This is a genomic window from Pseudomonas sp. ASL7 (assembly GCF_056680375.1).
On sequence record NZ_CM155279.1, the window covers coordinates 65013 to 89388 of the forward strand.

General features: G+C 59.8%; 27 protein-coding genes. 12 read left to right on the top strand and 15 right to left on the bottom strand.

Annotation, left to right across the window (positions count from 1 at the left end):
- Positions 1-112 precede the first annotated feature (112 nt).
- The 4 genes from lapD to AC1MDT_RS00295 form a co-directional block, all read right to left on the bottom strand.
- Complete coding sequence (gene lapD / locus AC1MDT_RS00280; protein ID WP_480420171.1) at positions 113-2053, bottom strand: cyclic di-GMP receptor LapD; 1941 nt, start codon at positions 2051-2053, stop codon at positions 113-115.
- 20 nt (positions 2054-2073) lie between these two features.
- Complete coding sequence (lapG, locus tag AC1MDT_RS00285) at positions 2074-2781, bottom strand: cysteine protease LapG (protein ID WP_480420172.1); 708 nt, start codon at positions 2779-2781, stop codon at positions 2074-2076.
- Between the two features lie 108 nt (positions 2782-2889).
- Positions 2890-3294, bottom strand: coding sequence for a YbaN family protein (locus AC1MDT_RS00290; protein ID WP_480420173.1), 405 nt, complete (start codon positions 3292-3294; stop codon positions 2890-2892).
- 9 nt (positions 3295-3303) lie between these two features.
- A complete protein-coding gene (locus AC1MDT_RS00295) occupies positions 3304-3891 on the bottom strand; it encodes a UPF0149 family protein (RefSeq protein WP_480420174.1) in 588 nt (195 codons plus the stop codon).
- A gap of 413 nt (positions 3892-4304) precedes the next feature.
- Between AC1MDT_RS00295 and recQ the strand changes: the two genes are divergently transcribed.
- The 4 genes from recQ (at position 4305) to AC1MDT_RS00315 (ending at position 8776) form a co-directional block, all read left to right on the top strand.
- Positions 4305-6431 (top strand): DNA helicase RecQ, encoded by a 2127-nt coding sequence (gene recQ, locus AC1MDT_RS00300; RefSeq protein ID WP_480420175.1) that lies wholly within the window; start codon positions 4305-4307, stop codon positions 6429-6431.
- A gap of 119 nt (positions 6432-6550) precedes the next feature.
- A complete protein-coding gene (locus AC1MDT_RS00305) occupies positions 6551-6985 on the top strand; it encodes a MarR family transcriptional regulator (RefSeq protein ID WP_480420176.1) in 435 nt (144 codons plus the stop codon).
- A gap of 130 nt (positions 6986-7115) precedes the next feature.
- Entirely contained in the window at positions 7116-8456 is a 1341-nt protein-coding gene (locus AC1MDT_RS00310) for a motility hub landmark protein FimV (protein ID WP_480420177.1), read from the top strand.
- Between the two features lie 32 nt (positions 8457-8488).
- Entirely contained in the window at positions 8489-8776 is a 288-nt protein-coding gene (locus AC1MDT_RS00315) for an Rdx family protein (protein ID WP_007895010.1), read from the top strand.
- Here the strand turns inward: AC1MDT_RS00315 and AC1MDT_RS00320 are convergent.
- Positions 8770-9663 (bottom strand): DMT family transporter, encoded by an 894-nt coding sequence (locus AC1MDT_RS00320; RefSeq protein WP_480420178.1) that lies wholly within the window; start codon positions 9661-9663, stop codon positions 8770-8772. The genes AC1MDT_RS00315 and AC1MDT_RS00320 overlap by 7 nt on opposite strands.
- Before the next feature lie 200 nt (positions 9664-9863).
- On the bottom strand, positions 9864-10628 hold the full coding sequence (locus AC1MDT_RS00325) for a helix-turn-helix transcriptional regulator (RefSeq protein ID WP_480420179.1): 765 nt from the start codon (positions 10626-10628) through the stop codon (positions 9864-9866).
- A gap of 129 nt (positions 10629-10757) precedes the next feature.
- Between AC1MDT_RS00325 and AC1MDT_RS00330 the strand changes: the two genes are divergently transcribed.
- A complete protein-coding gene (locus AC1MDT_RS00330; RefSeq protein WP_480420180.1) occupies positions 10758-11573 on the top strand; it encodes a UDP-2,3-diacylglucosamine diphosphatase in 816 nt (271 codons plus the stop codon).
- A gap of 132 nt (positions 11574-11705) precedes the next feature.
- Here AC1MDT_RS00330 and AC1MDT_RS00335 read toward each other — a convergent pair whose 3' ends face one another.
- Both AC1MDT_RS00335 and AC1MDT_RS00340 read right to left on the bottom strand, forming a co-directional pair.
- Entirely contained in the window at positions 11706-12296 is a 591-nt protein-coding gene (locus tag AC1MDT_RS00335) for an HD domain-containing protein (RefSeq protein ID WP_480420181.1), read from the bottom strand.
- Positions 12297-12323: 27 nt separating this feature from the next.
- A complete protein-coding gene (locus AC1MDT_RS00340; RefSeq protein ID WP_480420182.1) occupies positions 12324-12635 on the bottom strand; it encodes an Mpo1-like protein in 312 nt (103 codons plus the stop codon).
- Between the two features lie 160 nt (positions 12636-12795).
- Here AC1MDT_RS00340 and AC1MDT_RS00345 point away from each other — a divergent pair, with 160 nt between their 5' ends.
- Complete coding sequence (locus AC1MDT_RS00345) at positions 12796-13857, top strand: AraC family transcriptional regulator (RefSeq protein ID WP_480420183.1); 1062 nt, start codon at positions 12796-12798, stop codon at positions 13855-13857.
- Here AC1MDT_RS00345 and AC1MDT_RS00350 read toward each other — a convergent pair.
- On the bottom strand, positions 13814-15268 hold the full coding sequence (locus AC1MDT_RS00350; RefSeq protein ID WP_480420184.1) for a TrkH family potassium uptake protein: 1455 nt from the start codon (positions 15266-15268) through the stop codon (positions 13814-13816). The two genes, AC1MDT_RS00345 and AC1MDT_RS00350, sit on opposite strands and share 44 nt — an antisense overlap.
- A 119-nt stretch (positions 15269-15387) precedes the next feature.
- On the opposite strand from AC1MDT_RS00350, the gene AC1MDT_RS00355 reads away from it, so the two are divergent.
- The gene (locus tag AC1MDT_RS00355; protein WP_480420185.1) at positions 15388-15954 is read left to right on the top strand and encodes a nitroreductase family protein; all 567 of its coding nucleotides are present in this window, start codon (positions 15388-15390) and stop codon (positions 15952-15954) included.
- 115 nt (positions 15955-16069) lie between these two features.
- Here the strand turns inward: AC1MDT_RS00355 and AC1MDT_RS00360 are convergent, their stop codons facing one another.
- The 6 genes from AC1MDT_RS00360 to AC1MDT_RS00385 all read right to left on the bottom strand — a co-directional run bounded on the left by AC1MDT_RS00360 (position 16070) and on the right by AC1MDT_RS00385 (position 20566).
- A complete protein-coding gene (locus AC1MDT_RS00360) occupies positions 16070-17410 on the bottom strand; it encodes a sensor histidine kinase (RefSeq protein WP_480420186.1) in 1341 nt (446 codons plus the stop codon).
- 176 nt (positions 17411-17586) lie between these two features.
- Entirely contained in the window at positions 17587-18036 is a 450-nt protein-coding gene (locus tag AC1MDT_RS00365; protein WP_480420187.1) for a Spy/CpxP family protein refolding chaperone, read from the bottom strand.
- 423 nt (positions 18037-18459) lie between these two features.
- A complete protein-coding gene (locus AC1MDT_RS00370) occupies positions 18460-19137 on the bottom strand; it encodes a response regulator transcription factor (protein ID WP_480420188.1) in 678 nt (225 codons plus the stop codon).
- Between the two features lie 7 nt (positions 19138-19144).
- A complete protein-coding gene (locus tag AC1MDT_RS00375) occupies positions 19145-19558 on the bottom strand; it encodes an SH3 domain-containing protein (RefSeq protein WP_480420189.1) in 414 nt (137 codons plus the stop codon).
- A 110-nt stretch (positions 19559-19668) separates the two neighbouring features.
- Positions 19669-19968, bottom strand: coding sequence for a YciI family protein (locus AC1MDT_RS00380; RefSeq protein ID WP_110967016.1), 300 nt, complete (start codon positions 19966-19968; stop codon positions 19669-19671).
- Between the two features lies 1 nt (position 19969).
- Positions 19970-20566 (bottom strand): septation protein A, encoded by a 597-nt coding sequence (locus AC1MDT_RS00385; RefSeq protein WP_480420190.1) that lies wholly within the window; start codon positions 20564-20566, stop codon positions 19970-19972.
- 87 nt (positions 20567-20653) lie between these two features.
- Here AC1MDT_RS00385 and AC1MDT_RS00390 point away from each other — a divergent pair, with 87 nt between their 5' ends.
- From AC1MDT_RS00390 to AC1MDT_RS00410, 5 genes are all read left to right on the top strand, one after another.
- Positions 20654-21517 (top strand): PHP domain-containing protein, encoded by an 864-nt coding sequence (locus tag AC1MDT_RS00390; protein WP_480420191.1) that lies wholly within the window; start codon positions 20654-20656, stop codon positions 21515-21517.
- A gap of 13 nt (positions 21518-21530) precedes the next feature.
- Positions 21531-22160, top strand: coding sequence for an L-threonylcarbamoyladenylate synthase (locus AC1MDT_RS00395; RefSeq protein WP_414906164.1), 630 nt, complete (start codon positions 21531-21533; stop codon positions 22158-22160).
- 60 nt (positions 22161-22220) lie between these two features.
- Positions 22221-22979, top strand: a complete 759-nt coding sequence (locus AC1MDT_RS00400; RefSeq protein WP_480422884.1) for a segregation and condensation protein A — start codon at positions 22221-22223, stop codon at positions 22977-22979.
- Positions 22980-22990: 11 nt separating this feature from the next.
- Positions 22991-23995 (top strand): SMC-Scp complex subunit ScpB, encoded by a 1005-nt coding sequence (gene scpB / locus AC1MDT_RS00405; protein ID WP_480420192.1) that lies wholly within the window; start codon positions 22991-22993, stop codon positions 23993-23995.
- A 141-nt stretch (positions 23996-24136) separates the two neighbouring features.
- Positions 24137-24328 (top strand): DUF1289 domain-containing protein, encoded by a 192-nt coding sequence (locus AC1MDT_RS00410; protein WP_480420193.1) that lies wholly within the window; start codon positions 24137-24139, stop codon positions 24326-24328.
- Positions 24329-24376 lie beyond the last annotated feature (48 nt).

Here is a 24376-nt window from a genome sequence, read left to right on the forward strand (position 1 = left end):
AACCCGCCATCCCGATGAAAGGGGATGGCGGGTTTTTTGTTTCGGTTTTGAACGTCAAAAGATCGCAGCCTGCGATCTTTTGATCGATGACGACGCTGTTCATTCGACAAAATCACATCGGCTCAGGTGGCCCGATCAAACTGCCCATCACCCCAAACAATCCCAATGCCTTAATCACCTCCAGCTCCCCTTTGGTCTCGACCATCTCCGCAATCAGCGGCAAATCAATGCTGTTGGTCGCCCTGTAGATCGCGTCGATGAACAGCCGTTTGTCACTGAACTGGTCGATGGCACGGATATAAGTGCCGTCGATTTTCAAGTACGCCAGCCCCAGCTGAGTCAGGTTGCCGATTTGGCTGAAGCTGCCGCCAAAATGTTGCAGGCCAATGTGGTAGCCCGTTTTAAGCAGGCTGTGGCTCAGGCGCTGAAGTTCTTCAGGGGGTGGCAGTTGGCGTTCGTCTATTTCCAGTGTCAGCAGGGGCCCCAGTTCGGGCAGTGATTGGAGCAGCTCGAAGATGTGTTGCAGCTGTGCGTGATCGCGCAGGGTGCTGCCCGACAGGCTCAACGCCAGCGGCCAACGATTGACGACGAGGTAATCGAGGGTGGCTTCGAGCATGGCCCGGTCGAATCGCGCCGACCAACCCAGGCGCTCGATCCATGGCAGGAAATGCCCGGCGGCAATCGCTTCGCCCTGAGGATCGAGCAAGCGCGCGAGGACTTTATGATGCAGCACCTGACTGGTGTCGGCGCACTGCACGACGGGTTGGAAATACAGCTTTATTTTGCCGTGGGTCAGCGCGTCGTCGATCCAGTTACTCCAGTCGTGTTGGGCCGAGGTTGACGTGGTGTCGAAATGTTCCAGATGTATCCAAGGTCGCTCAGAGTGTTGCCGGGCCTGGGTCAGTGCCTGATCGAGGCGCAGTAGCACATGACTGGCCGGTTCGCCGGGGTGGTAGGCGACGATGCCCAGATGTGCCACCGGCATGCAATCGCTGGCGCCGGTCAGGCGCAGGTTTTCCAGTGTCGCGCTGATTTCGCACGCCAGGCGCACGGCATCTTCGCTGTCCAGGCCTGGTGTCAGCAGGCTGAATTCGCCGCCGCGATTGCGCGCCGGCAGCCAGGTGCGCCGCTCCGGCAGTTGGGTCAGGCGCTTGAGCAGTTCGCCCACGGTCCTGATCAGCGCATCGGTGCGCTGGCCGCCCATTCGCTGGTTGAGGCCGATCAGATCGTTGATCCGCAGCATCAGCACATGGCCATCGCTGCTTTGTTCGCTGATCAGCAGTTGATCGGCCAGTTGCTCATCCAGCAAGCGCCGATTGGCCAGACCCGTGAGACTGTCCTGATAGGACTCGGCGCGTAGTTTTTCACTGCGTGCCGCCTCTTCGGTGTACAGCGCTTTGAGTTTCTCGACCATTTGGTTCATCGCCAGCACTACCCGCCTCAATTCGGGTGTACGAGGCAGTTTAGGCACGCTCAAAAACTCGCGTTTGCTGATGGCTTCAGCCTGTTTGACCATCCTGTCGAGCGGGCGCAGCTGCCGGCGCAACAGCCAGCCGCCGAACGCTGCGCTGAGAAATCCGCACAGCAATAACCAGATCAGACTGCCCAGGGTGCTGTCCCAAAGTTTGGCCAGTGCGAATTGCGGATTGCTCAACACTTCGACCCGTGCGACTTGTTCCCAGCCACGCGTGATCAACGCATCGCCACCTACCGGGCGCAGGTTGACGAGACTCTCGAACCAGCCGGGGACAGCTTCCAGTCGCGTCGGTGCGGTGCGCTCCACCAGCACTTGGTCATCCACGATGTTGACGACGCGGATACTGTTGAAATACCCGCTGTCGAAAATCGAGCTGACCATCAACTCGATCATCGCCGGGTCGTCGATTTGTGCGGTCAACGACAAACCCAGGGCGGTGGCGGCGTCCTGGGCGTGCGAGCGGAGTTGGCCGACCGTCTGGTCGCGGGTACTTTCCAGGCTGATAAAAAAACTGCCGCTGAACGCCACCAGCAAGAACAGGCAAATAGCGAGAAACAATTGTTTGCGCAGTGACATACATGCTCCTTGCCGTGATGCTAGCCATCGCCTACGGGGAATCCTTCGGCCTGCATCTTTTTCAGTACGTCTTGCCAGCGCGACAGTTTTTTCAAGTCGCTGCTGCGTTTTTTGCCATGGGCGCCTGGCATGTACAGGTCTTCAGCGTTGAAGGCGTACACCGGTAACAGGTCTTTGCGTTGGGAGGCGGGGCGGATTTCGCCGAACAAGTTGTCCAGCACCAGCGGATCGGCCGTTGGGCTGCTGTAGAAGGTCAGTACCATGTGCGCCTGGTTCTGGGACAGGGCTTTGACGTAGGTGAAGCGCAGTTTTTCGCTGGGAATCCCGAGGTGGCGCAAGCTGAAATATTTCGCCAGGGCGAAGTTCTCGCAATCGGCAGCCCCCTTGATCAAGGTCTCGACGGGCGTGGCCCAGTATTCGGTCTGATACCAGATGCGGATGTCATCCTCAAACCTCAACTGCTGGTTGAAGAAGCGATTGACCGCGTTCAGTTGCTCGCGCTCAGGCGCGTTGACTTCGCCTTGCAGCATGTGATTCCAGGCCTCGATTCGCCCCCGTCCCGGACCGAGAGAGCCGTAGCGTTGTTCGGCGGTTTGCAGAATCTGCGTAAAGGACCAGCTAGCCCAGGCACTGCTTGCCCCGGACAACAGCAAACTTGTCAGCAGCAGCCATCCGCCGAACTGAAGTCGGGACCTTGACCATCCTGGACTATGCAGGCGGCGGGGCATGTTTGGTTGCTCGGGTACAGAGTTTGAAGTCTAGGCGGTGTTTTCAGGGAGGGAGGGTTGGTCGTCGGTTTGGTACGCGGACTGATCGCCGTCTATAACAGCCAGCTGCTACAGGGAATGGGGTGTTTTCAGGGTCTTTTGTCGAAGGATGTAGATCGTCACCAGCACGGCGCTGGTCAACATGAACCCGCGTGCCCAGGGCAGGGGTACCAGGTAGCAGGAGAACAGGATGCTCGCCCACATCAGCCCAATGGCGTAGACCTTGCCCCTGAGCGGGATGCCGTTGCCGTCGAGGTAATCGCCAATCCACGGGCCCAGCCTTGGATGCTCTACCAGCCACTGATAAAACCGCGGCGAACTGCGGGCGAAGCAGGCAGCCGCCAGCAGCAGGAAAGGCGTGGTGGGCAACACCGGCAGGAAAATCCCGATCACCCCCAACGCTACGCTCAGCCAGCCGATGGCCAGTAGCACGTAACGCAACATCAGGGAGCGGTTGCCTATGGGGTTATCCATAGGCAAATCTTAGTGGTGACGTGGTTTGAGGATCGCCGGCTTTTCGTCTGGTGCGTTGCACAGCAAGTACAGCGCGGTCAGGGCTTCCGGGATCTGCACGATCATGTCGTCCATCAAGTTGGCATCGGCCGCGATGTCGGAGAACTCAGGCTGTTCGTCGAACAGGCCCGAACCGACCATGATCGGCAGCAGCATTTCGCTGACTTCGTCTTCGGCGGTTTCAAACCAGGCCTCTTCGCGCAGGAACACGCCTTCCATGAAACCGATGCACCAGCCGCGCAGGTCGGAGTCATCCGGCTCTTCGCCCAGGTCCAGGTCGCAGGGCAGCTCGAACTCTTCATCGGACGCCAGTTGGCGAGCGATGTGAGCCTTGAGGGCCAAAAGGGTGGATTCAATCGCTTCACGCTCGGTGTCGTCGGCGTAATGCGGCTCTTCAGCGAAGAGGGCGTCGATCCATTCGCGGTCGGGAACGATTTCGGAACAGATCGACAGCGCAGTGAGGTAGCCGTGGGCGGCCACGTAGTCCAGCGCCTCGTCATGCAGCTCGTCGGCGTCGAGGAAGACTTGCAGGCGGGTTAGTTGCTCAGCGAAGGACATTAAAGGGCTACCTTGGGAATTAAACAGATGCGCGAATTCTAGGCCTTCTTGAGCGCTCAGGCCAGCCGCGCGGGATATTTGCACCCTTGTGGCCTTGCGGAACACCTCAATCCCTGTGGGAGCGAGCCTGCTCGCGATGGCTGAGTGTCAGTCAACATGAATGTTGAATGTGCCGCCGCCATCGCGAGCAAGCTCACTCCCACAGGTTCTCTATTGCCTTGACATACGTGTGTCTTCTCAGTGGCGCCCTTTGCCGGACGGCGCTCGGGTATACTCCCGCGTTTTGTGATGCCCTGCTGGCGTCGCGGCTGAAATGTGAAGCGTCATGCAATGCGCACTTACGATTTGTCAGTGCAGCCTGCGTGGTTCTGAACCAGCCTTGCAGGGATGTTTCGGTGATTTTTGGAGTTTTTATGCTCGAACAGGCTCAACGCGTCCTCAAGGACATCTTCGGCTACGACAGTTTCCGTGGCCGTCAGGGTGCAATCATTGAGCGCGTGGCCAGTGGCGGCGACGCCCTGGTGTTGATGCCTACCGGTGGCGGCAAGTCATTGTGCTTCCAGGTGCCGGCGCTGTTGCGCGAAGGCCTGGCGGTGGTGGTGTCGCCGCTGATCGCCTTGATGGACGACCAGGTTGCCACCCTCGAAGAGCTGGGCGTCGCTGCGGCTGCGTTGAACTCCACGCTGAGCGCCGAGCAGCAACGCGACCTCGCTGCGCGGATCAAGCGTGGCGAAGTGAAAATGCTCTATCTGGCTCCTGAGCGTCTGGTGCAGCCACGGATGCTGGCTTTCCTGCAAAGCCTTGAAATTGCCCTGTTCGCCATCGACGAAGCGCATTGCGTATCCCAATGGGGCCACGACTTCCGCCGCGAATACCTGCAATTGGGTCAGTTGGCGCAATTGTTCCCCAACGTGCCGCGTATCGCCCTGACCGCCACCGCCGACAAGCGCACCCGCGAAGAAATCGTCGATCGCCTGCATTTGCAGGACGCCGAACGCTTCCTCTCGAGTTTCGACCGGCCGAATATTTTTTATCGCATCGTGCCCAAAGAGCAGCCGCGCAAGCAGTTGCTGGCGTTCCTCGCGGAGCGTCGCAGCGATGCCGGCATCGTCTATTGCCTGTCGCGCAAGAAAGTCGACGAAGTTGCGGTATTCCTCAGCGAGCAAGGTTTCCCGGCGCTGCCGTACCACGCGGGCTTGCCCAACGACACCCGCGCCCATCACCAGAAGCGCTTCCTCAACGAGGAAGGGCTGATCATGGTCGCCACCGTGGCGTTCGGCATGGGCATCGACAAACCTAACGTGCGTTTTGTCGCGCACCTGGATTTGCCGAAATCCCTTGAGGCCTATTACCAGGAAACCGGTCGCGGCGGCCGTGACGGTCTGCCGGCGGATGCCTGGATGGCCTACGGCCTGCAAGACGTGGTGATGCTCAAGCAAATGCTGCAAAACTCCGAAGGCGACGAGCGCCACAAACGTCTGGAACAGCACAAGCTCGACGCCATGCTCTCGCTCTGCGAAGAGACCCGCTGCCGTCGTCAGACGCTGCTGGCCTACTTCGACGAAGACATGCCCGAGCCGTGCGGCCACTGCGACAACTGTGTCGATGGCGTACAGACCTGGGACGCCACCGAGCCGGCCCGTCAGGCGCTCTCGGCGATCTACCGCACCGGCCAGCGTTATGGCGTGGGGCATTTGGTAGACGTGCTGCTGGGCAAGGACAACGAAAAAGTCCGCAATTTTGGTCATCAGCATCTATCGGTCTTCGGCGTCGGCAAGGCGATGGGGGAGAGCGAATGGAGGTCCCTGTTCCGACAGCTGGTGGCTCGTGGTCTGGCGGATATCGACCTTGAAGGCTACGGCGGCCTGCGTCTGAGCGATACGTGCCGCCCGCTGCTCAAGGGCGAAGTGACCCTGGAGCTGCGCCGCGATCTCAAGCCGCAAACCACGGCAAAAAGCAGCAAGAGCCAGGCGAGTCAGTTGGTCCGTGGCGAAGAGCGCGAACAATGGGAAGCCTTGCGTGCGCTACGTCGCAAGCTGGCCGAAGAGCATGGGGTGCCGCCCTATGTCATCTTCCCCGACTCGACATTGCTGGAAATGCTCCGCAGCCAGCCGACCTCGCTGGCGGAAATGGCCACGGTCAGCGGCGTCGGCGCACGCAAGCTGGAGCGTTACGGCGAGGCCTTCCTCGAAGTGCTTGGCGGCCAGGTCGAGGCGCCAAAAGTGGTGGCCGATGTGCGCCACGAACTGATTACTCTGGCGCGGGCTGGCATGACGCCGCTGCAAATCGCCGGTCAGCTGCAATGCTCGGAAAAGAACGTTTACACGATGCTGGCCGAGGCGATTGGCAAGCAGCAATTGTCGTTGGAACAGGCACTGGACCTGCCCGAAGACTTGATGGGGGAAATCCAGGACGCATTCCTCGACGGTGAGGGCGAGTTGCCGCCGGTTGCGGAGATTGCCTCACTGTTCGTCGGTCGAGTGCCGGAGGGTGTTTTGTACTGTGTTCGGGCGGCGCTGCAGTCCGAATTCGAGATCTGAGTCATCTGTTTCATTGATGTAACGATTCATCACAGGGCAAACCTTGCCTCCAGCCGACGGCCATGCTTAGCTGACTAATAATTAGTTTTTCTCTATTTCAGTCTAACCATGAGTTTTTTATGCCGTTAACCGATCAACACCGCTTTGGCATGCAACTGGCCCAGATGTCGCGCGGCTGGCGTGCCGAACTGGACCGCCGACTGGCCGGCCTCGGGCTGTCCCAGGCACGCTGGCTGGTACTGCTGCACCTGGCGCGATTCGACGAAGCTCCGACCCAACGTGAACTGGCGCAAAGCGTTGGCGTTGAAGGGCCGACCCTGGCCCGCCTGCTCGACAGCCTTGAAGCCCAAGGCCTGGTGCAACGCCAATCGGTGCTGGAAGACCGCCGCGCAAAAAAAATCGTTCTCTGTGCCCCGGCACGTCCCCTGATCGAACAAATTGAAACCATTGCCCACCAACTGCGCCATGAGCTGTTCGAAGGCGTTGATGAGGCGGACTTGAAGACCTGCATGCGGGTTCACGGGCACATCCTGGCCAACCTGGAAAAGTCTTGAGGCATAACCGCACGCCAGGTTTTTAGAGGCACCCCGTTGGGCAGACTATAAAGAACTACCAGGCAATACCGTGTTCGTAACGGATGTGCGAACACGCACAGGTTGGTTCTGGTTATCTAAAGGGATGCTCATGCTTGAGAGTTGGCACGTTGTATTGCGGTGTTGCGCCAGGCTGCTGCTGGTCGGTGGTGCTGGCACTTACTCGGCATTGACACCCGCGTTGGGCCTGGGTGATATCACCGTGCATTCCGCGCTGAATCAGCCGTTACGTGCCGACATCGCCCTGGTCGATACGGCGGGACTGGAGGAGGGCGAACTGTCAGTCAAACTGGCGACGGCGCAGGAGTTCAGCCGCGCTGGCGTCGACCGGATGTTCTTCCTCAACGACCTGAAGTTCACACCGATCCTGCGGGGTAACCGCAGCCTGATCCGGGTGAGTTCCAACAAACCGGTCAATGAACCATTCCTGAATTTCCTCGTGCAGCTCAACCAGCCCAATGGGCGTTTGCTGCGTGAGTACACAGTGCTTATCGATCTGCCAGGGGCGCCGGGGATTGATCCGGTCGCTGACGAGCCGATTGCCCGTTCCCAGTCTTCTGCATTCCCGACGGTCGAACCGGCCGTTGCGCTGGTTCCTGCGCCGAAGAGCAAGAAGCCGGTAATCCCACGGGTCGACGAGCCTGCCCCCGTGCCGGTGGTTGATCCCCTTGTCGAGCAACTGGCGGCCAGCGTGCTGCAGAACCAGCAGCTACAAACAACCATTGATGAGCTGAAGGCGACGGTTCAGGGTCAGGACGAGCAGATCGCCGGCCAGAAAAAACAGGTCACCGACCTGCACACTCAATTGGCAGAGATTAAACAGGCGCCAGCAGTGACGCCGGTCGCCGTTGCGTCAGTGCCCGCTCCCGTTGTCGAAGAGGCCGAAGCGAGCCACTGGCCGCTGATTTTCGGGTTGTTGGCGCTGGTATGTTTATTATTGCCGGGGCTGTTTATTCGTCGCCACCGACAGCAGGTTCAGACGGTGCCCGACCCTGCACTCGAACTGTCGGCGCGGCATCAGCCGGAACTGCCGACATTGAGCATTGTGTTGCCTTTGGCCGCCACAGCGACCTTCGCGCCCCCTGGCGCTGCGACAAACGAACCGGCGCCCATCGATGAATTCCGGTTGAACCTGGATGACCTGTCGATGGATTCGGGTTGGGACCAGATCAGCCCCTTTGAAAACACCTTTTCCGCCGCCCTGGACGATCACTTTCTCAACGAATTCACCGATCCCGGCGAGTCGCTGGCGCTTGAACCATTGAGCCTGGCGCCGGCGGAGCCCTGCAGCACCGGCAAACTGGAACAAACGCAGAACTGCATCGATGACGGCAACCTGGACAGCGCCATCGAGTTGCTCAACGAGTTACTCAAGGAGGGTAACGAACCGCTCAAGCAGACGGCCCGGAACCTGTTGACCGGGCTATCATAGCGACGCCCTCGGACTCAGGAGCTTCGCCGATCATGACTGCACGCAAACCGGAAATCGTCATCACCTATTGCACGCAATGCCAGTGGCTGTTGCGTGCGGCCTGGCTGGCCCAGGAACTGCTCAGCACTTTCGGTGACGATTTGGGCAAGGTCTCCCTGGTGCCCGGCACCGGTGGGGTCTTTCACATTTTCTGTGACGATGTGCAGCTCTGGGAGCGCAAGGCAGACGGTGGTTTTCCCGAGGCCAAGGTACTCAAGCAGCGGGTCCGTGATCAGATCGATCCGGACCGCGACCTTGGACACAACGACCGCACTCAATGAGACGCGGCTTCTGCGGCGACGATCTTCTTGCTGGAGCCACCCGACAGCCTGCTGGACACTACGATTGCCACGATGATCAACGCGCCGCCCATCAGCATGCGTAGCGTCGGGTTTTCGTTGAACAGCAGCCAGGCCACGGTAATGCCATACACCGGCTCCAGGGCGAACACCACGGCGGCGGTCCGCGCCTTGATCACTGCCAGGCTGGCGACGAACAGGCTGTGAGCGACGGCCGTGCAGAACACCCCGAGCAGACCAATCCACAGCCAGTCGAGGGCGTGCACTTCGTTCAGCTGTGGTGCCGCCACCGGCAGTAGGCACAGTGCGACGACTACGTTCTGACACAGCGCGGCCTGTACCGGCGCAACTCGCCCGGAGCTGGCTCGGTTGGTCAGCGATAGCAGGGCGAACAGCAAACCTGATCCCACCGCCCAAAGCAGACCGGTGGTGGCGCTGCTGGCCATGTCGAAGTCAGGCGTCACCAGCACCAGCCCAACGGTCACCAGCACCACCAGCAGGATTTCGTTGGCGCGAATGCGCTCGCGGAAGATCAGCCCTTCGAGGATCACGGTAAACGCCGGGAAACTGGCAAAACCCAAGGTTGCGATCGCCACGCCGGCGACTTTCACGGCAATGAAAAAGCTCACCCAATGTCCGGCTAGCAGCAAGCCGCTGAGTAATAGCCGGCGCCAGTCCACGGCTTCGAGTTTCTGCCAGCGTGTATGTCCGGCGAACCGCGCGAAAACCGCCAGCGCCAGCACCGCGAACGCGGCGCGACCGAAGACGATGACGGCGGGTGAGGCGGCAGCGAGTTTGCCGAACACTCCGGTCAGGCCGAACATCAGTGCGCCGATATGCAGGGCGCCAAGGGCGGTACGGGGAGTCATTGCAATCCTTGATAAACGTATAGAGCCAGGCGGACTGATACTGCCGCCCCTGTAGGAGCGAGCTTGCTCGCGAAAGACTTGAGAACACCGCGTTTATTCAGAAAGAGCGCGTTATCGTTAACATCCTTCGTCGGAACGCCGCCCGGAGCAAGCTCGCTCCTACATTGAACCGTGTGAAGCCAGCTACGTCTGTCGCCAGGCTATCGTCTTTTGTCGTGAGCCTCGCGGCGCAATTTTCCGGGCGACGCACCAAACTCCCGCAACACCGCCGCAGCGAAGGCACTTTGAGAGCTGTAACCGACCCGATTGGCAATCTCGCCAATGGGCAGTGCCGAATCCCGCAACAGCCCGACTGCCCGGTGCAATCGTCGACTGCGAATGTAATCCATCGGTGTCTGTCCACACTCGGCCACGAACCTGGCATGCAATCGAGCGCTGGACAGGCCGGCCACGCGAGCCAGATCCGCCACTTGCAGCGGATAGGCCGCGTACTGATCGATGTGCGCATTCAGTGCGGCATAGGGCAGGCGCCGACCGCCCACGACTTCAGGTTGAGCATTATTGAGACTGGCCAACAACAGCACCGCACCTTGCTGCGCGATCAACGGGTCGCTGACCTGGCTTGCGGCCAGCCAACTCACCAATTGGCTTTGCCCGGCATCCAGCGGCAGGCGCCCGGCGTTGTCGAGCAATCGACGGCTGGCGTCGGCGTGATCCCCCAACGACTGAGAAATCCATTGATCGCTCGGCACATCCAGCACCAGGCAGCGGCTGCCATTGCTGCTGCCGCAGGCGTGATGGAATCCTGCGGGCACGACCACGAAACTCTGCTGAATCACCTGGCTGCCACGGCCATCGACCTCGAAATCCAGCGCGCCCGAGAGCCCGAACACCAGTTGGGCATGGTCATGGCTGTGGACGATCAGGTCTTGGGTGTACTGGCGTAGCGTGAGGATCGGTCTCATCGCAGGTCTCCTGGTCAAGATGCGGCCAGTCTACACCGGCCGGGAACTGTCACAGGATTGACTCGCCACTGTCATGGGCAATTAACCCGATCGGCGCACGCTTGCCAAAACTTGATAAGAGGGTTGTCCATGACCAGCGCCGAGTTCGCCAAACCCAGCCGTAAGCAACGAGTGCGCACTTTGTGGATTTCCGACGTGCATCTGGGGACTCGTGATTGTCAGGCCGACCACCTGTCGCGGTTTCTCAAGGGTTACCACGCGGACAAGATCTACCTGGTCGGTGACATCATCGATGGCTGGAAACTGCGCGGCGGCATGTACTGGCCTCAGGCGCACACCAATGTGATTCGCCGCTTGTTGACCATGAGCAAGCGCGGCACCGAAGTGATCTATGTCACCGGCAATCACGACGAGTTTCTGCGCCGTTATTCGAAGCTGATACTGGGTAACATCCAATTGGTGGATGAAGCCGTGCACGTGACGGCCGATGGCCGTCACTTGCTGGTGATCCATGGCGACCAGTTCGATGTGATCACCCGCTATCACCGCTGGCTGGCCTTTCTTGGCGACTCGGCCTACGAATTCACCCTGACCCTAAACCGCTGGCTCAACCATTGGCGCGCCCGTTATGGCTACGGTTACTGGTCACTGTCGGCCTATCTCAAGCACAAGGTGAAGACGGCGGTCAGCTTCATCAGCGACTTCGAAGAAGCCATCGCCCATGAGTGCGTCAAACGCGAGTTGCATGGGGTGGTGTGCGGGCACATTCACCATGCCGAGATTCGCAAGGTTGGCGGGGTGGACTATCTCAATTGCGGGGATTGGGTGGAGTCGTGCACAGCCTTGATCGAGCATTGGGATGGCTCGATCGAGTTGTATCGGTTGGCGGACGCCCAGGCGCGTGAGGCTGAGTTGAAGGCGGTGAAGGTTGCAGAACCGACCTAAAAGTCAGGTGCCTGGTCTGGCCCATCGCGAGCAAGCTCGCTCCCACATTGAGCCGTGTCTAACGAGAGAGTTCGGTCAACTGTGGGAGCGAGCCTGCTCGCGATGGATCGCGCAGCGGTCCCGCTGGATTGATCAGGCTGGCGAATATTCTTCCATCGCCGCTATGTAAATTGAATGCTTGGGCCGCGCAAACAACCGCTCCATCATCGGCTCAAAGAAGCTCAGCGGCAGCGGCTCGTAAGCCGGATCAAACGCCGCCGCATCGTATTTGGCGCAGAATTCGATGGTCGCCTGATACTGCGGATGTCCACTGAATTGCTCGCGCAAATGCCGGTCCATGCCCAAATGATGGAAGAAGTAATACCCCTGGAAAATCCCGTGTTTCTCCACCATCCACAGGTTTTCGGCACTGACGAACGGTTTCAAAATGGCCGCTGCGATGTCCGGGTGGTTATAGGAACCCAGGGTGTCACCGATGTCATGAAGCAGCGCGCAAACCACATATTCCTCGTCGCGGCCATCGCGCCAGGCACGGCTGGCGGTTTGCAGGGAATGGGTCAGGCGATCCACCGGGAAGCCACCAAAGTCACCCTCAAGCAATTTCAGGTGCGCCACAATCCGGGTCGGCAATTGTCGGGCGTAGGCACTGAAATCTGCAGCAATGATCGCCCAGTCTTCCTGCGTGCCGTCCTGCATATGGGTAAAACGGGCATTGGCATTCATCGGCTTTCCTCGGGCGACTGATTGCACCTAGAACGGCACGCGACCCAGAATCATGTCGCGGTACATGACGAAATCGCCGATCAGGCTGTAAAGCGGGTGTTGGAAGGTTGCAGGACGGTTCTTCTCGAAGAAGAAATGACCGACCCAGGCGAAGCTGTAACCGGCCAACGGCAGGGCCCATAAGAACAGCCACGCGCCTTTGCCGACCGTCAGGGCCAAAATGAAGATGACCAGCGTCGTGCCGATGAAGTGCAATCGTCGGCAGGCGCTGTTGCTGTGTTCGCTGAGGTAATACGGGTAGAACTCAGCGAAGCTGTTGAAGCGCTTGATGTTTTCCACGACTGCCATCTCTGTGGTTACTGTTATGACTGCAACTTGTTCTGCGGGGTGCTTATTTGAGTCTAGAGTGAACAGTGGCATCAGCCAGTGACAATAGGCGCCACTTTAGTATCCTTCGCAAATTTGCCGCGGTAGACGGCTCATCAAGACAGTAAACGCCATGAGCGAACGAACGACTTCTGCAAGCTGGGCGATGGGGATTGTCAAAGCACTGGAGATGGACGGCCTGGATTGCCGGGTTCTGTTCAATCAACTGGGGCTCGACTACGCGTCACTGGATGATCCGGACGCGCGCTTCCCTCAAGATTCCATGACACGACTCTGGCAGCGCGCGGTCGAGCTGTCCGGCAATCCGGCGATTGGCCTGAACATGGGCAAAGTGGTGCGACCGGCCTCTTTTCATGTGGCGGGTTACGCCTTGATGTCCAGCCAGACCCTGGCTGAAGGCTTTCAGCGACTGGTGCGTTATCAACGGATCATTGCCGAAAGTGCTGACCTGAGTTTCCGGCTATTGGAGGAGGGCTATGCGCTGATTTTGACCGTGCATGGCGATCACCTGCCGCCGACCCGGCAGAGTGCCGAGGCCTCACTGGCCTGTGCGCTGGCGCTGTGCGGCTGGTTGACCGGGCGCACCCTGCAACCGCGCAAGGTGCTGGTGCAGGGCGATGAGCCCGCCAATCTCGAACCCTACAAGCAAGCGTTCCATGCGCCGTTGGTGTTCAACGCGCCTTACGATGCGCTGATTTTCGAACGCGCGGACATGGAAGCGCCGCTGCCGACCGCCAACGAGGCGATGGCACTGCTGCATGACCGCTTCGCAGGCGAATACCTGGCCCGGTTTTCCGAGTCCCGCGTGACCCACAAGGCGCGCCAGGTGCTATGCCGGTTGCTGCCCCAGGGCGAGCCCAAACGCGATACCGTGGCGCAGACGCTGCACCTGTCACAACGCACCTTGCAAAGGCGTTTGCAGGAGGAGGGCACGAGTTTCCAGACGTTGCTGGACGACACCCGACGGGAATTGGCTGAGCAATACCTGGCGCAACCGAACATGACGCTGCTGGAAATTGCCTACCTGTTGGGGTTCGCCGATCCGAGCAACTTTTTCCGCGCCTTCCGACGCTGGTTCGACGTCACTCCCGGCGAATACCGGATGCGGCTAATGGCAGCGCCTGCGCTGCTCAATGACGCCAGAACGCCGGAATACACAGCACAAACACCGTAATGATCTCCAGTCTGCCCAGCAACATGCCGAACGACAGAATCCACTTGGCGGCATCCGGCAGGGTGGCGAAGTTACCGGCCGGGCCAATGGTCTCGCCCAGTCCCGGACCGACGCCGGACACGGTACTGGCCGCGCCCGTGAGGGCGGTCATCCAGTCCACGCCGAGCAGCGACAGCAGCAACGCGATCACGCAGATGGTGATGGCGAAGAAAAACGAAAACGTCAGGATCGAACGCACAATTTCTTCATCGAGACGGTGACCGTTGTACTTCTGCTTGATCACCGCGCGCGGGTGAATCAACTGGTTAAGGTTGGCCTTGAGCAGAATGTAAGCGACCTGGAAGCGGAAAATCTTGATCCCGCCGGCGGTCGAACCCGAGCACCCCCCTACAAAGCCCAGATAGAAGAACAGCATCAGTGAGAAGTTGCCCCACAGGCTGTAGTCCCCCAGTGCGAAACCTGTGGTCGTGACGACCGAAGTCACGTTCAGCGCCACGTGTCGCAACGCGTCCAGCCAGTGCATCTTGGTCGTCCACCAGTACCAGGTGCCCAGCACCAGCCACGTCACCAGTAACATGCCGAGAAAGCCTTGAACCTGCTGGTCCTTGATCAATGCTCGACGGTTGCCGCGCAAGGTCGCTACGTACAAGGTGAAGGGCAGGCTGCCGAGAATCATGATGACAATCGCCACCCAGTGCACCGCCGGTTGTGTCCACTTGGCCAGGGACTGGTCGGAAGTGGAAAAACCGCCGGTGGAAATCGCTGACATCGCGTGGTTGATCGCATCGAACGGGCTCATGCCCGCCCACCACAGTGCGAGACTGCCCAAAATGGTAATGCCGACGTAGGCCGCCGCGATCAAACGCGCCACCATGTGCGAACGGGGCATGACCTTTTCGGAGCGGTCCGACGACTCGGTCTGAAACAGCCGCATGCCACCGATACGCAGCATTGGCAGAATGGCGACCGCCATGCCGATAAAGCCGATGCCTCCGATCCAGTGCAACAAGGAGCGCCACATCAGGATGCCGGGAGACATGGTGTCCAGGCCGCTGAGCACGGTGGAACCGGTGGCCGTGATGCCGGACATGCTTTCGAAGAACGAGTCGGTGTAGCTCATGCGCTGGGTCAAGAGGAACGGCAGCGCGGCGAAAATGCACACCACCAGCCAGCTGCTGACGGTCAGCAGGTACATGTCTCGCGGGCGCAGGTGAATGTGTTCGGGGCGCCCGGGGATGACCAGGGCCAGACCGGCGACAAACGTGATGATGCTGGCCCAGAGAAACGATGGCAGGTCGCTGGTGCGATCGAAGATCACCAGTGTGGCCATGGGCACGACCATGGCGATGGCCAGGGTTATCAGGAAGATGCCGATGATGAAACCAATGATCCGTAAGGTCGGCAACGCCATGAGGTCCGCTCGGGCTGTAGGGAAGGGCGCCATTCTACCTGCGGGGCGGGGCATGTAAACCGGCATGCCGGTGCGGGATACCGCTAGAATAGCCGGACAATTTTTTCAGGAGGTAGCCGATGCAGGCTCTCGACGCTTTGCTCAACCGTGTTTCCGTCCCGCGACTGCTGGAGCCAGCACCGACCGCAGAACAACGTGAGGTGCTGTTTGCCGCCGCGATGCGTGCGCCCGACCACGGCCACCTGCAGCCATGGCGGTTTTTGACAGTCGAAGGCGCGGCGCGTGAGCAAATGGGCGAGTTGCTGGCCGAAGCTGCGAAATTGCAAGACAACGAGGTGTCCGAAGCGGCGCTGGACAAGGCTCGCAATGGTCCACTGCGCGCGCCGCTGGTTGTGGTGGTGATCGCGCGTTTGCAGGATCACGTCAAATACCCGAAGTCCGAGCAATTGCTGGCGGCTGGCTGTGCGGCCCACGGGATTTTGCTGGCGGCTTACGCGCAAGGCATTGGCGCGGTATGGCGCACGGGTGAGCTGGCTTATTCGGCACATGTCGCCAAAGGGTTGGGGCTGGAGGCAGGCGAGGAGGTGATTGCGTTCCTTTACCTGGGCACGCCGCAGAAAGAACCGCGAGTGCCGGAGAAAGTCGATCTCGCTGAGTTCGTCAGCGCCTGGCCCGGTAAAGCCTGAAGCCGTCGATCAAAATAATGTGGGAGCGAGCCTGCTCGCGAAAGCGCCGGAACATTCACTGTCTTTATTTGATGGTGTAAACCGCTTTCGCGAGCAGGCTCGCTCCCACAGGGGGTCACGGTTGAACCACCGCCCCCGGCACCAACGGTAATTCCAGGCTGGCAACAAACCCGCCTTGCGGATGATTGGCCAACACCAGGCTCCCGCCATGCCGCTCCGCTGCACGACGTGCAATTGCCAATCCCAGGCCATGCCCGGCCGCCGTCTGCCCAGGCGCCCGAAAAAACGGTTCGCCCAGCTGATTCAAGTGCGCGGTATCTACCCCCGGCCCATGATCACGCACACTGACCACAATCCGCTCGCCCTGATGCACCGCCTGCAACTCGATCGATTGCCCCACCGGGTTGAACCGTTGGGCATTGCGTAGCAGGTTGTCCACGGCGCGCTCGATCATTGTCGGCCAGCCTTTAAGGTTCAGGTGCGGTTCTGCATCAAGATGAACGTTTTGCTCTGGCGAACCTAACTGGGCATCCTTTTGCAGCGTGTTGAGCAACGCATTCAGATCAACGTCTTCGGCGCTGGCATTGTCGGCGTCGACCCGCGCCAGAACCAGGATTTCGCTGATCAATGCTTCGAGCCTGTCACACTCGCGGGTGAGGCGCGGCCAGAGTTTTTCCCGTTCCTCAGGATTGGCCCGTTCGGCCAATGCCAGCGCGATGCGCAGCCGAGCGAGGGGTGAGCGCAATTCGTGAGACACATCCCGCAGCAACTGCCGCTGACTGCCAATCAGGCTTTGCAGGCGTGCGCCCATACGGTTGAAATCGTTGGCCAGCACGCCGAACTCATCGCGGCGGTTCGCCAGTTTGACCAGACTGTTCTGCTGATAGGTGGTTTGCCCCAGATCGTGCACCGCACCGCGTAAACGGCTGAGGGGACGCGTGATGGAAAGGGTCACGAGCAAGCTGAACAGGGTCAGTACCACCAATGCGATACCCAGCGCACTCAATGGCCAGAGCAAGCTTTCGCGATGCCATGCATCCAGTTCAGGGTGCGGGATGCGATAAATAAGAAGGTAGGTTTCGCCGGTTTTTTCGCTGGTGTACTCGGCGGTCAGACGACGCCATGGCAGGCGACGGTCGTCGTTGTTCTGGCGCGCTTCGAAGGCGGCCGCACGGCGCGGAAAGGTACCGCGTACCACCGGATCGCCGCTCTCGTTGAGGACTTGAACGTCGATGTGATACTGGCGTTTGCGCTGCTCGAGAATGTCCTGGGCGGCTTCCTCGCCTCGGGCTTCGTAGGTTTGCGTCCATTCTTGGGCCAGGGTGTTGAGGCCAGGGTGGCGACTGAGAATCCACGCGTCCTGGTTGAGCATGTGCCCGAGCAGAATAGAGAGCCCTGCCACCAGGGCGATGGCCAGCCAGAAGCTGGCCAGAATACGCCAGAACAATGAGCGCACAGAAAATCCTCAAACAAACACAAACCAATGTGGGAGCGAGCCTGCTCGCGAATGCGGTGTGTCAGTTAACACATGCTTTTCCTGACAAACCGTATTCGCGAGCAGGCTCGCTCCCACATTGAACTGAATGGCAACAGACCCAACGGGGTTTAGCCGTTGGGTCTGGACTTAGCGCATTATTGCGCTTTTTGCGCCTGTTGAGCTTTCCAGGCCTTGAACTCGGCCCACTCGGCACGACGCTCTGCCTGTTTTTTCTGAATCTCGTCGAATTTCTTCTGTTGATCCGGTTTCAGCACGGCGCGTACATCGGCTACGGCTTTCTGATGCTTGGCGGTCATTTCGTCTTTCATGGCTTTCTGGTCTGCCGGGGAGAGTTTCTCCAGGTATTTTTCGACCAGTTGTTTGCGATCATGCATCTGCTCGCCCATGATTTTGCGGATCTGCTCACGCTGTTCGCGGCTCAGGTCCAGCTGGCTGTACGGGCCGCCTCTACCGTGCTCGTGCATCTGACCGCCGTGGCGCGAGCCGTCCATCGAACCGTCCATAGGGCCGGAACCTTCAGGCATTGCCATGGCAACGGTTGGCAGAGCGGCAGCGAACATCAGAGCGATAAGAGTCTTGCGCATGGTGAATCTCCTTGTCTCGTTCCCGGTACGTTCCGGATGAGTACAGATTATCGAGATCAAGGTCAGCGGCGGTCAGCGGAGCGTAAAGCTTGGGTAAAGACGATTTTATAGCGACCTGACAAATCCAACATTTTGCCGCCCAAACGCGACCTCCGTAGCAGCTGTCCAGCCCCAGCGAACTGCGTTTGACTCTGTAGCAGCTGTCGAGCCCCAGCGAGGCTGCGTTCGGCTGCGCAGCAGTCGTGAAATCAGACGCTGCGGTTCGTCAGGAAAACCGCGTACTTTGGGTTTACGACTGCTGCGCAGCCGAACGCAGCCTCGCCGGGGCTCGACAGCTGCTACAGAGCCTCGCCGGGGCTCGACAGCTGCTACAGAGCCTCGCCGGGGCTCGACAGCTGCTACAGAGCTGACGGATCGTGGGCTTCAGAGGCTGTAGTAATAGCCGCGACTACGCAGGGCAACGATGCGTGGGCGGCCGTCGGGGTGCGGGCCGATTTTTTTGCGCAGGTTGCTGACGTGCATGTCCAGGCTGCGGTCGTACAGGGTCAGCTTGCGGCCGAGGGCGATCTGCGCCAGTTCCTGTTTGTCCAGCGGCTCGCCGGGTTGCTTGAGCAAGGCTTCGAGCAGTCGGCTTTCGGAGACGGTGAGGGTGAATTCCTGTTCATCGATACTGACCACGCCGCGCATCGGGCTGAAGCACAGGTCGCCCAGTTCCATCTGGCTGGACACCGCCGCCGGATGGCTGCGGCGCAATACCGCGCGCAGGCGGGCGGTCAGTTCCCGTGGGTCGCACGGTTTGGCCAGGTAGTCGTCGGCGCCGAGCTCCAGGCCGAGGATTCGATCCAGCGGTTCGCCGCGGGCCGACAGCATCAGCACGGGCAAGTCCGGGTGATCGCTACGCAGTTGCTTGAGCAGCTCCAGGCCGCTGCCGTCAGGCAACATCACATCCAGCACCACGGCCGCCGGCGCAGTTTGCGCCAGTGCGCGACGGGCGCTCTGGCCATCATGGCAGGCGCGAACCTGGAAACCTTCCTGGCTCAACCAACTGCTCAGGAGCTCACACAGCTCCTGGTCATCATCAATTAATAACAGCTCGCTCATTACTCACTCAATTTAACCATTGCCGACGTTTTCGACTTGCACCACTGGCGAAGATACCGCAGAGCAGGGCCAATAGCGCTACCCCGCCACCGATGACGAACCATTGCTGCTGATCCGTCAACAGGCGTGGCAGAGCACTGCTGGCCTGGATTTCCTTGAGTTGCAGCTTGAGGCGCTGATTCTCTTGGCGCAACCCGCTCAGTTGGGCGCTTTCGCGTTCAGTATCGGTATTTTGCAGTTGTTTGCTCAGTTCTTCTCGTTGCTGTTCGCTTACCTTCAAGCGCTGTTGCAACTCGGTGATCTGGCTGCCTGCGCTCAAGGACAACGGTGTCGAACCACCGCCATTGGCGCTTTCTTCACCGTGAGCGGGAGCCACGATCGACAACGTCACCCACATCAGACACAACGGACCCTTGCGCATCGCGACTCCTGATTCCAATCGAATTATTGGGCAGGTTGTCGGCAGGCAAACGGGAATGATGAGTGATTGAGCGCACGATGAACCGATAAGGTTCATCGTGCGCAACGACTTTACGGCAGGACTTGCTTGAAAGGCTTGACCGAAACGTTGGCGTAGACGCCTGCGGCGATGTACGGATCGGCGTCGGCCCATGCCTGGGCGGCGCTCAGGGAATCGAATTCGGCGACGATCAGGCTGCCGGTGAAGCCGGCAGCACCCGGATCATTGCTGTCGATCGCCGGGTGTGGGCCGGCCAACACGATGCGACCTTCGCCTTTGAGCACTTGCAGACGCTCAAGGTGCGCAGGCCGGGCGGCCAGGCGGGCTTCCAGGGAGTTGGCGACGTCTGTGGCAATGATTGCGTAAAGCATGTCAGTCCTCGGTTTTTGGCGTAGTGGTATCGGCGTCGTGCAGGTGGCGGGACAGGTAAATGCCCTGGCCGACCAGGAACAGCAACGTCATGCCCAGGCTGCCGAAGACTTTGAAGTCGACCCAGTAGCTCTGGAACGTGAACGCGACGAACAGGTTGGCGGCACCGCAAAACAGGAAAAACGCAATCCAGGCGATGTTCAAGCGAGTCCAGACCCCGTCTGGCAGGGTCAGTGCGTGGCCCATGATGCGCTTGATCAGCAGTTGATCACCGACGAAGTGGCTGCCGATGAAAGCCAGTGCGAACAGCCAGTTGACCACGGGGGCTTTCCACTTGAGGAAGGTCTCGCTGTGGAACGCCAGCGTCAGGCTGCCGAAGACCAGGCAGGCGACGAGGGTCAGCCATTGGCTCTTTTCCAGCTTGCGCTGTTTGATGAAGATCGTGCCGTACACCACGAGGGAGCTGATGATCAGCATCGCGGTGGCACTGTAAATGCCACCCACCGTCAACTCATGACCGGCGACGTCAACGACCCGTGGATCGAGCTTGTAGACAATGAAAAACAGCAGAAGCGGGATGAAATCGATGAATTGTTTCACAGTGGCAGCCAGAAGCAGGATGTGGCGGCATAATAACAAACATATGGGCGCGCGATAGCGCCAGCTGATTTGAGGTAACACATCCCCGTGAATGTTGATTTGCACTGCCATAGCACGGCCTCCGATGGCGCTCTCGCGCCTGCAGTTCTGGTTGCGCGTGCGTTCGAGAAAGGCGTGCAAGTCCTGGCCTTGACCGATCACGACACCCTCGAAGGCCTCGATGAGGCCCGCTGCGCTGCGACGGCGCTGGGTATGCAACTGGTCAACGGCGTCGAGTTGTCCTGTACCTGGGGCGGCGCGACCATTCATGTGTTGGGCTACGGATTTGATGTCAATGCCGCACCGTTGGTCGAGGCGATTGCAAAATTACACGATGGCCGCTGGCTACGGTCCGAAGAAATAAGCCGCAAGCTGGCGTTGAAAGGCATGCCGGGGGCGCTCGACGGCGCACGCAAAATCCAGCAGGAGCTGGGTGACAGCGGCAACGCGCCGGCCCGCCCGCATTTCGCCGACTGGATGGTGCGCGAAGGTTTCGTCAAGGATCGCGCCGAAGCGTTCCGCAAATGGCTGGGCGCCGGCAAGTTGGGTGACGTCAAGCAACATTGGCCAACCCTGGAAGACACGGTTGAAACCCTGCGGGCCGCGAAGGCCTGGGTCAGCCTGGCGCATCCGTGGCATTACGATTTCACTCGCAGCAAGCGTCGTCGCCTGATTTCTGACTATATTCAAGCGGGAGGCCACGCGATCGAAGTAGTCAATGGCCATCAGCCTGCCGAACAGGTGGGCAGCCTCGCGATTCTTGCCCGCGAGTTCGGTCTGCTGGTCAGCGCCGGCAGTGATTTTCATGGCCCTGGAGGCTGGTCCGAGATCGGTGAATACCGCCCGCTCCCGGAGGATCTGCCGCCACTGTGGTGTCGATTCAAACATGACCCAATTATTGCCGCCGTCTGAACAGGTAGAAAATGTGAGTCAATTTTTCCAGATTCATCCGGAAAACCCGCAAGCGCGCCTGATCAAACAGGCTGTCGAGATCATCCGCAGCGGCGGGGTGGTGATTTATCCCACAGACTCGTCCTACGCCATTGGTTGCCAGATCGGCGACAAGAATGCCGTGGAGCGCGTGCGCCGGTTGAGACAGCTGGATGAAAAGCACAACTTCGCGCTGATTTGCAGCGACCTGTCGCAATTGGGGCTGTTTGCCAAGATCGACACCGGCACCTTCCGCCTGCTCAAGGCGCACCTGCCGGGGCCTTACACCTTCATCCTCAACGCCACCCGTGAAGTCCCTCGGCTGTTATTGCACCCGAAAAAACGCACCATCGGCCTGCGCGTGCCCAGCCATCCGATTGCGTTGGCGCTGCTGGAAGAACTCGGCGAGCCGTTGATGAGCGTAACGCTGATCATGCCCGGCGACACCGACCCGTTGACTGACCCTTTCGAAATGCGTCAGTTGCTCGAGCATCAGGTCGAGCTGATCATCGACGGCGGTTTCGGCGGGATCAAGGCGTCCACCGTGATCAACCTCGCCGACGGCGAGCCGGAAGTCATCCGTGTCGGTTGCGGTGACCCGACGCCGTTCATGGCCGAGGCCTAGATGTCTGCAGTAGAACCCGTCGACAGTCAGGCCGGAGCCCAGCAAGAGCTGCCCTTCGCCATGGTCTATGGCCAGGCGGTCATGGAAATGCCGCTGGACCTGTACATCCCGCCAGATGCCCTTGAGGTCTTTCTCGAAGCGTTCGAAGGCCCCCTCGACTTGCTGCTGTACCTGATCCGCAAACAGAACATCAACATCCTCGACATTCCGGTGGCGGAAATTACTCGTCAGTACATGGGGTATGTCGAGTTGATGCAGTCGGTACGCCTGGAGTTGGCCGCCGAATACCTGGTGATGGCCGCGATGCTGGCCGAGATCAAATCGCGGATGCTGCTGCCGCGAGCCGAAACCATCGAAGCCGAAGAGGACGACCCGCGCGCCGAGTTGATCCGCCGCTTGCAGGAATACGAACGCTTCAAGGCGGCCGCCGAAGGCATCGATGGCCTGAGCCGGGTGGGCCGTGACGTGGTAGTGCCCAAGCTGGATGCCCCCGAAGCGAGGGCGCGCAAGCTGTTGCCGGACGTGAGCCTGGACGAATTGTTGATGTCCATGGCCGAGGTCCTGCGCCGTGGCGACATGTTTGAAAGTCACCAGGTCAGTCGCGAGGCGCTGTCCACGCGTGAGCGCATGAGCGATGTGCTGGAACGGCTCAAGGGCGGCGGCTTCGTGCCCTTCATTGAACTGTTCACCGCTGAAGAAGGACGTCTGGGGGTCGTGGTGACCTTTATGGCAGTCCTCGAACTGGTCAAGGAATCTTTGGTCGAGCTGGTGCAGAATGAGCCGTTCGCGGCGATCCACGTGCGAGCCCGAGCCGAATAACGAGTTGAATCATGAACCTGACTGAACCCCGCGAGCTGGCGCCCCTGCTTGAAGCCTTTCTGTTGGCCTCGGGAAAACCGCAATCCCTGGAGCGCCTGTTCGAACTCTTCGAAGAGGGCGAACGGCCAGAACCGCCAGTTTTCAAGAAAGCGCTGACGATTCTCGCCAAGTCCTGCGATGGCCGTGCCTTTGAACTGAAGGAAGTCGCTTCCGGCTATCGCCTGCAAATCCGCGAAAAGTTCTCGCCGTGGGTAGGACGTCTGTGGGAAGAGCGTCCGCAGCGTTACTCGCGTGCCATGCTCGAAACCATGGCGCTGATCGCTTATCGCCAGCCGATCACCCGTGGCGAAATCGAAGATGTGCGTGGCGTGGCGGTTAACAGTCACATTGTCAAAACCCTGCTGGAGCGCGAGTGGATTCGCATCGTCGGTTATCGCGACGTGCCTGGTAAGCCGGCGATGTTTGCGACCACCAAGGCCTTTCTCGATCACTTCAACCTGAAAAATCTCGACGACCTGCCTCCGCTGGCCGATCTGCGCGAACTGGAGCCTGATCCGGTGCTCGACTTCGACGACGCGCCCGTGCCGGCCGGGCTGCAGGAGCTGGCCGATGCGAGTGCCGAGCCCGAGGAACCCAAGGAGGAGACCAGTTTCCATACGCTGTTGCTGGAACTGGACACCATGGAGGAGGGGCTCAAGACCGACTTTGATGATTTGTTGCGTGATGGCGAGTTGACCCAGACCGACGAGGTTTTGCTGCAGCCGGAGCCGGAGCCGGAGCCGGAGCCGGAGCCGGAGCCGGAAATCGAAGTTGAGCATCAGGTCGAGCCCGAAGCCGACATCGAACAGGATCAGGAAGACGACGTGCTGGGTGTCGCCGAAGCACGCGAAAAGCTCCTGGCCGCTGTCGCCGCCCTTGAACAACACACACCTGAGCCCGAGCTCAGTGACGAAGAAGCCGAAGCCCGGGCCCTGGCCGAAGCGATCGAGGCCGAACGCCGCGAATTCGATGACTAACCCCAACCCTGCGGACACTTGAAACCCACTGTAGGAGCGAGCTTGCTCGCGATGGTGTGTCAGGCAACGTTGTAGTCGACTGAAATACCATCGCGAGCGAGCTCGCTCCTACAATGGATCATGAGTCAACGGGAGTATTCGATGACCTCAACCAAAGACCCCTGCATCAGCCTCTGCAAATTCACCGACGACATTTGCCTCGGCTGCGGTCGCAGCAAGCGCGAGATCAGGGCCTGGAGGAAACTCGACAAGGACGACAAACGCACGGTGCTCGCCGAAGCCGCGCTGCGCTTGATCAAACTCGACGCCACCGGTCGGCGGAAATCCAGGTAAGTCTTCATTCATCAACTAGTCTCTGATGCGCGAACGCTCCCATGAGCG

What these genes read in the sequence shown, in the direction of transcription:
- lapD (WP_480420171.1), bottom strand. Translation starts at nt 2,053, where the DNA reads ATGTCACTGCGCAAACAATTGTTTCTCGCTATTTGCCTGTTCTTGCTG.
- lapG (WP_480420172.1), bottom strand. Translation starts at nt 2,781, where the DNA reads ATGCCCCGCCGCCTGCATAGTCCAGGATGGTCAAGGTCCCGACTTCAG.
- AC1MDT_RS00290 (WP_480420173.1), bottom strand. Translation starts at nt 3,294, where the DNA reads ATGGATAACCCCATAGGCAACCGCTCCCTGATGTTGCGTTACGTGCTA.
- AC1MDT_RS00295 (WP_480420174.1), bottom strand. Translation starts at nt 3,891, where the DNA reads ATGTCCTTCGCTGAGCAACTAACCCGCCTGCAAGTCTTCCTCGACGCC.
- recQ (WP_480420175.1), top strand. Translation starts at nt 4,305, where the DNA reads ATGCTCGAACAGGCTCAACGCGTCCTCAAGGACATCTTCGGCTACGAC.
- AC1MDT_RS00305 (WP_480420176.1), top strand. Translation starts at nt 6,551, where the DNA reads ATGCCGTTAACCGATCAACACCGCTTTGGCATGCAACTGGCCCAGATG.
- AC1MDT_RS00310 (WP_480420177.1), top strand. Translation starts at nt 7,116, where the DNA reads ATGCTTGAGAGTTGGCACGTTGTATTGCGGTGTTGCGCCAGGCTGCTG.
- AC1MDT_RS00315 (WP_007895010.1), top strand. Translation starts at nt 8,489, where the DNA reads ATGACTGCACGCAAACCGGAAATCGTCATCACCTATTGCACGCAATGC.
- AC1MDT_RS00320 (WP_480420178.1), bottom strand. Translation starts at nt 9,663, where the DNA reads ATGACTCCCCGTACCGCCCTTGGCGCCCTGCATATCGGCGCACTGATG.
- AC1MDT_RS00325 (WP_480420179.1), bottom strand. Translation starts at nt 10,628, where the DNA reads ATGAGACCGATCCTCACGCTACGCCAGTACACCCAAGACCTGATCGTC.
- AC1MDT_RS00330 (WP_480420180.1), top strand. Translation starts at nt 10,758, where the DNA reads ATGACCAGCGCCGAGTTCGCCAAACCCAGCCGTAAGCAACGAGTGCGC.
- AC1MDT_RS00335 (WP_480420181.1), bottom strand. Translation starts at nt 12,296, where the DNA reads ATGAATGCCAATGCCCGTTTTACCCATATGCAGGACGGCACGCAGGAA.
- AC1MDT_RS00345 (WP_480420183.1), top strand. Translation starts at nt 12,796, where the DNA reads ATGAGCGAACGAACGACTTCTGCAAGCTGGGCGATGGGGATTGTCAAA.
- AC1MDT_RS00350 (WP_480420184.1), bottom strand. Translation starts at nt 15,268, where the DNA reads ATGGCGTTGCCGACCTTACGGATCATTGGTTTCATCATCGGCATCTTC.
- AC1MDT_RS00355 (WP_480420185.1), top strand. Translation starts at nt 15,388, where the DNA reads ATGCAGGCTCTCGACGCTTTGCTCAACCGTGTTTCCGTCCCGCGACTG.
- AC1MDT_RS00365 (WP_480420187.1), bottom strand. Translation starts at nt 18,036, where the DNA reads ATGCGCAAGACTCTTATCGCTCTGATGTTCGCTGCCGCTCTGCCAACC.
- AC1MDT_RS00370 (WP_480420188.1), bottom strand. Translation starts at nt 19,137, where the DNA reads ATGAGCGAGCTGTTATTAATTGATGATGACCAGGAGCTGTGTGAGCTC.
- AC1MDT_RS00375 (WP_480420189.1), bottom strand. Translation starts at nt 19,558, where the DNA reads ATGCGCAAGGGTCCGTTGTGTCTGATGTGGGTGACGTTGTCGATCGTG.
- AC1MDT_RS00380 (WP_110967016.1), bottom strand. Translation starts at nt 19,968, where the DNA reads ATGCTTTACGCAATCATTGCCACAGACGTCGCCAACTCCCTGGAAGCC.
- AC1MDT_RS00400 (WP_480422884.1), top strand. Translation starts at nt 22,221, where the DNA reads ATGGTCTATGGCCAGGCGGTCATGGAAATGCCGCTGGACCTGTACATC.
- scpB (WP_480420192.1), top strand. Translation starts at nt 22,991, where the DNA reads ATGAACCTGACTGAACCCCGCGAGCTGGCGCCCCTGCTTGAAGCCTTT.
- AC1MDT_RS00410 (WP_480420193.1), top strand. Translation starts at nt 24,137, where the DNA reads ATGACCTCAACCAAAGACCCCTGCATCAGCCTCTGCAAATTCACCGAC.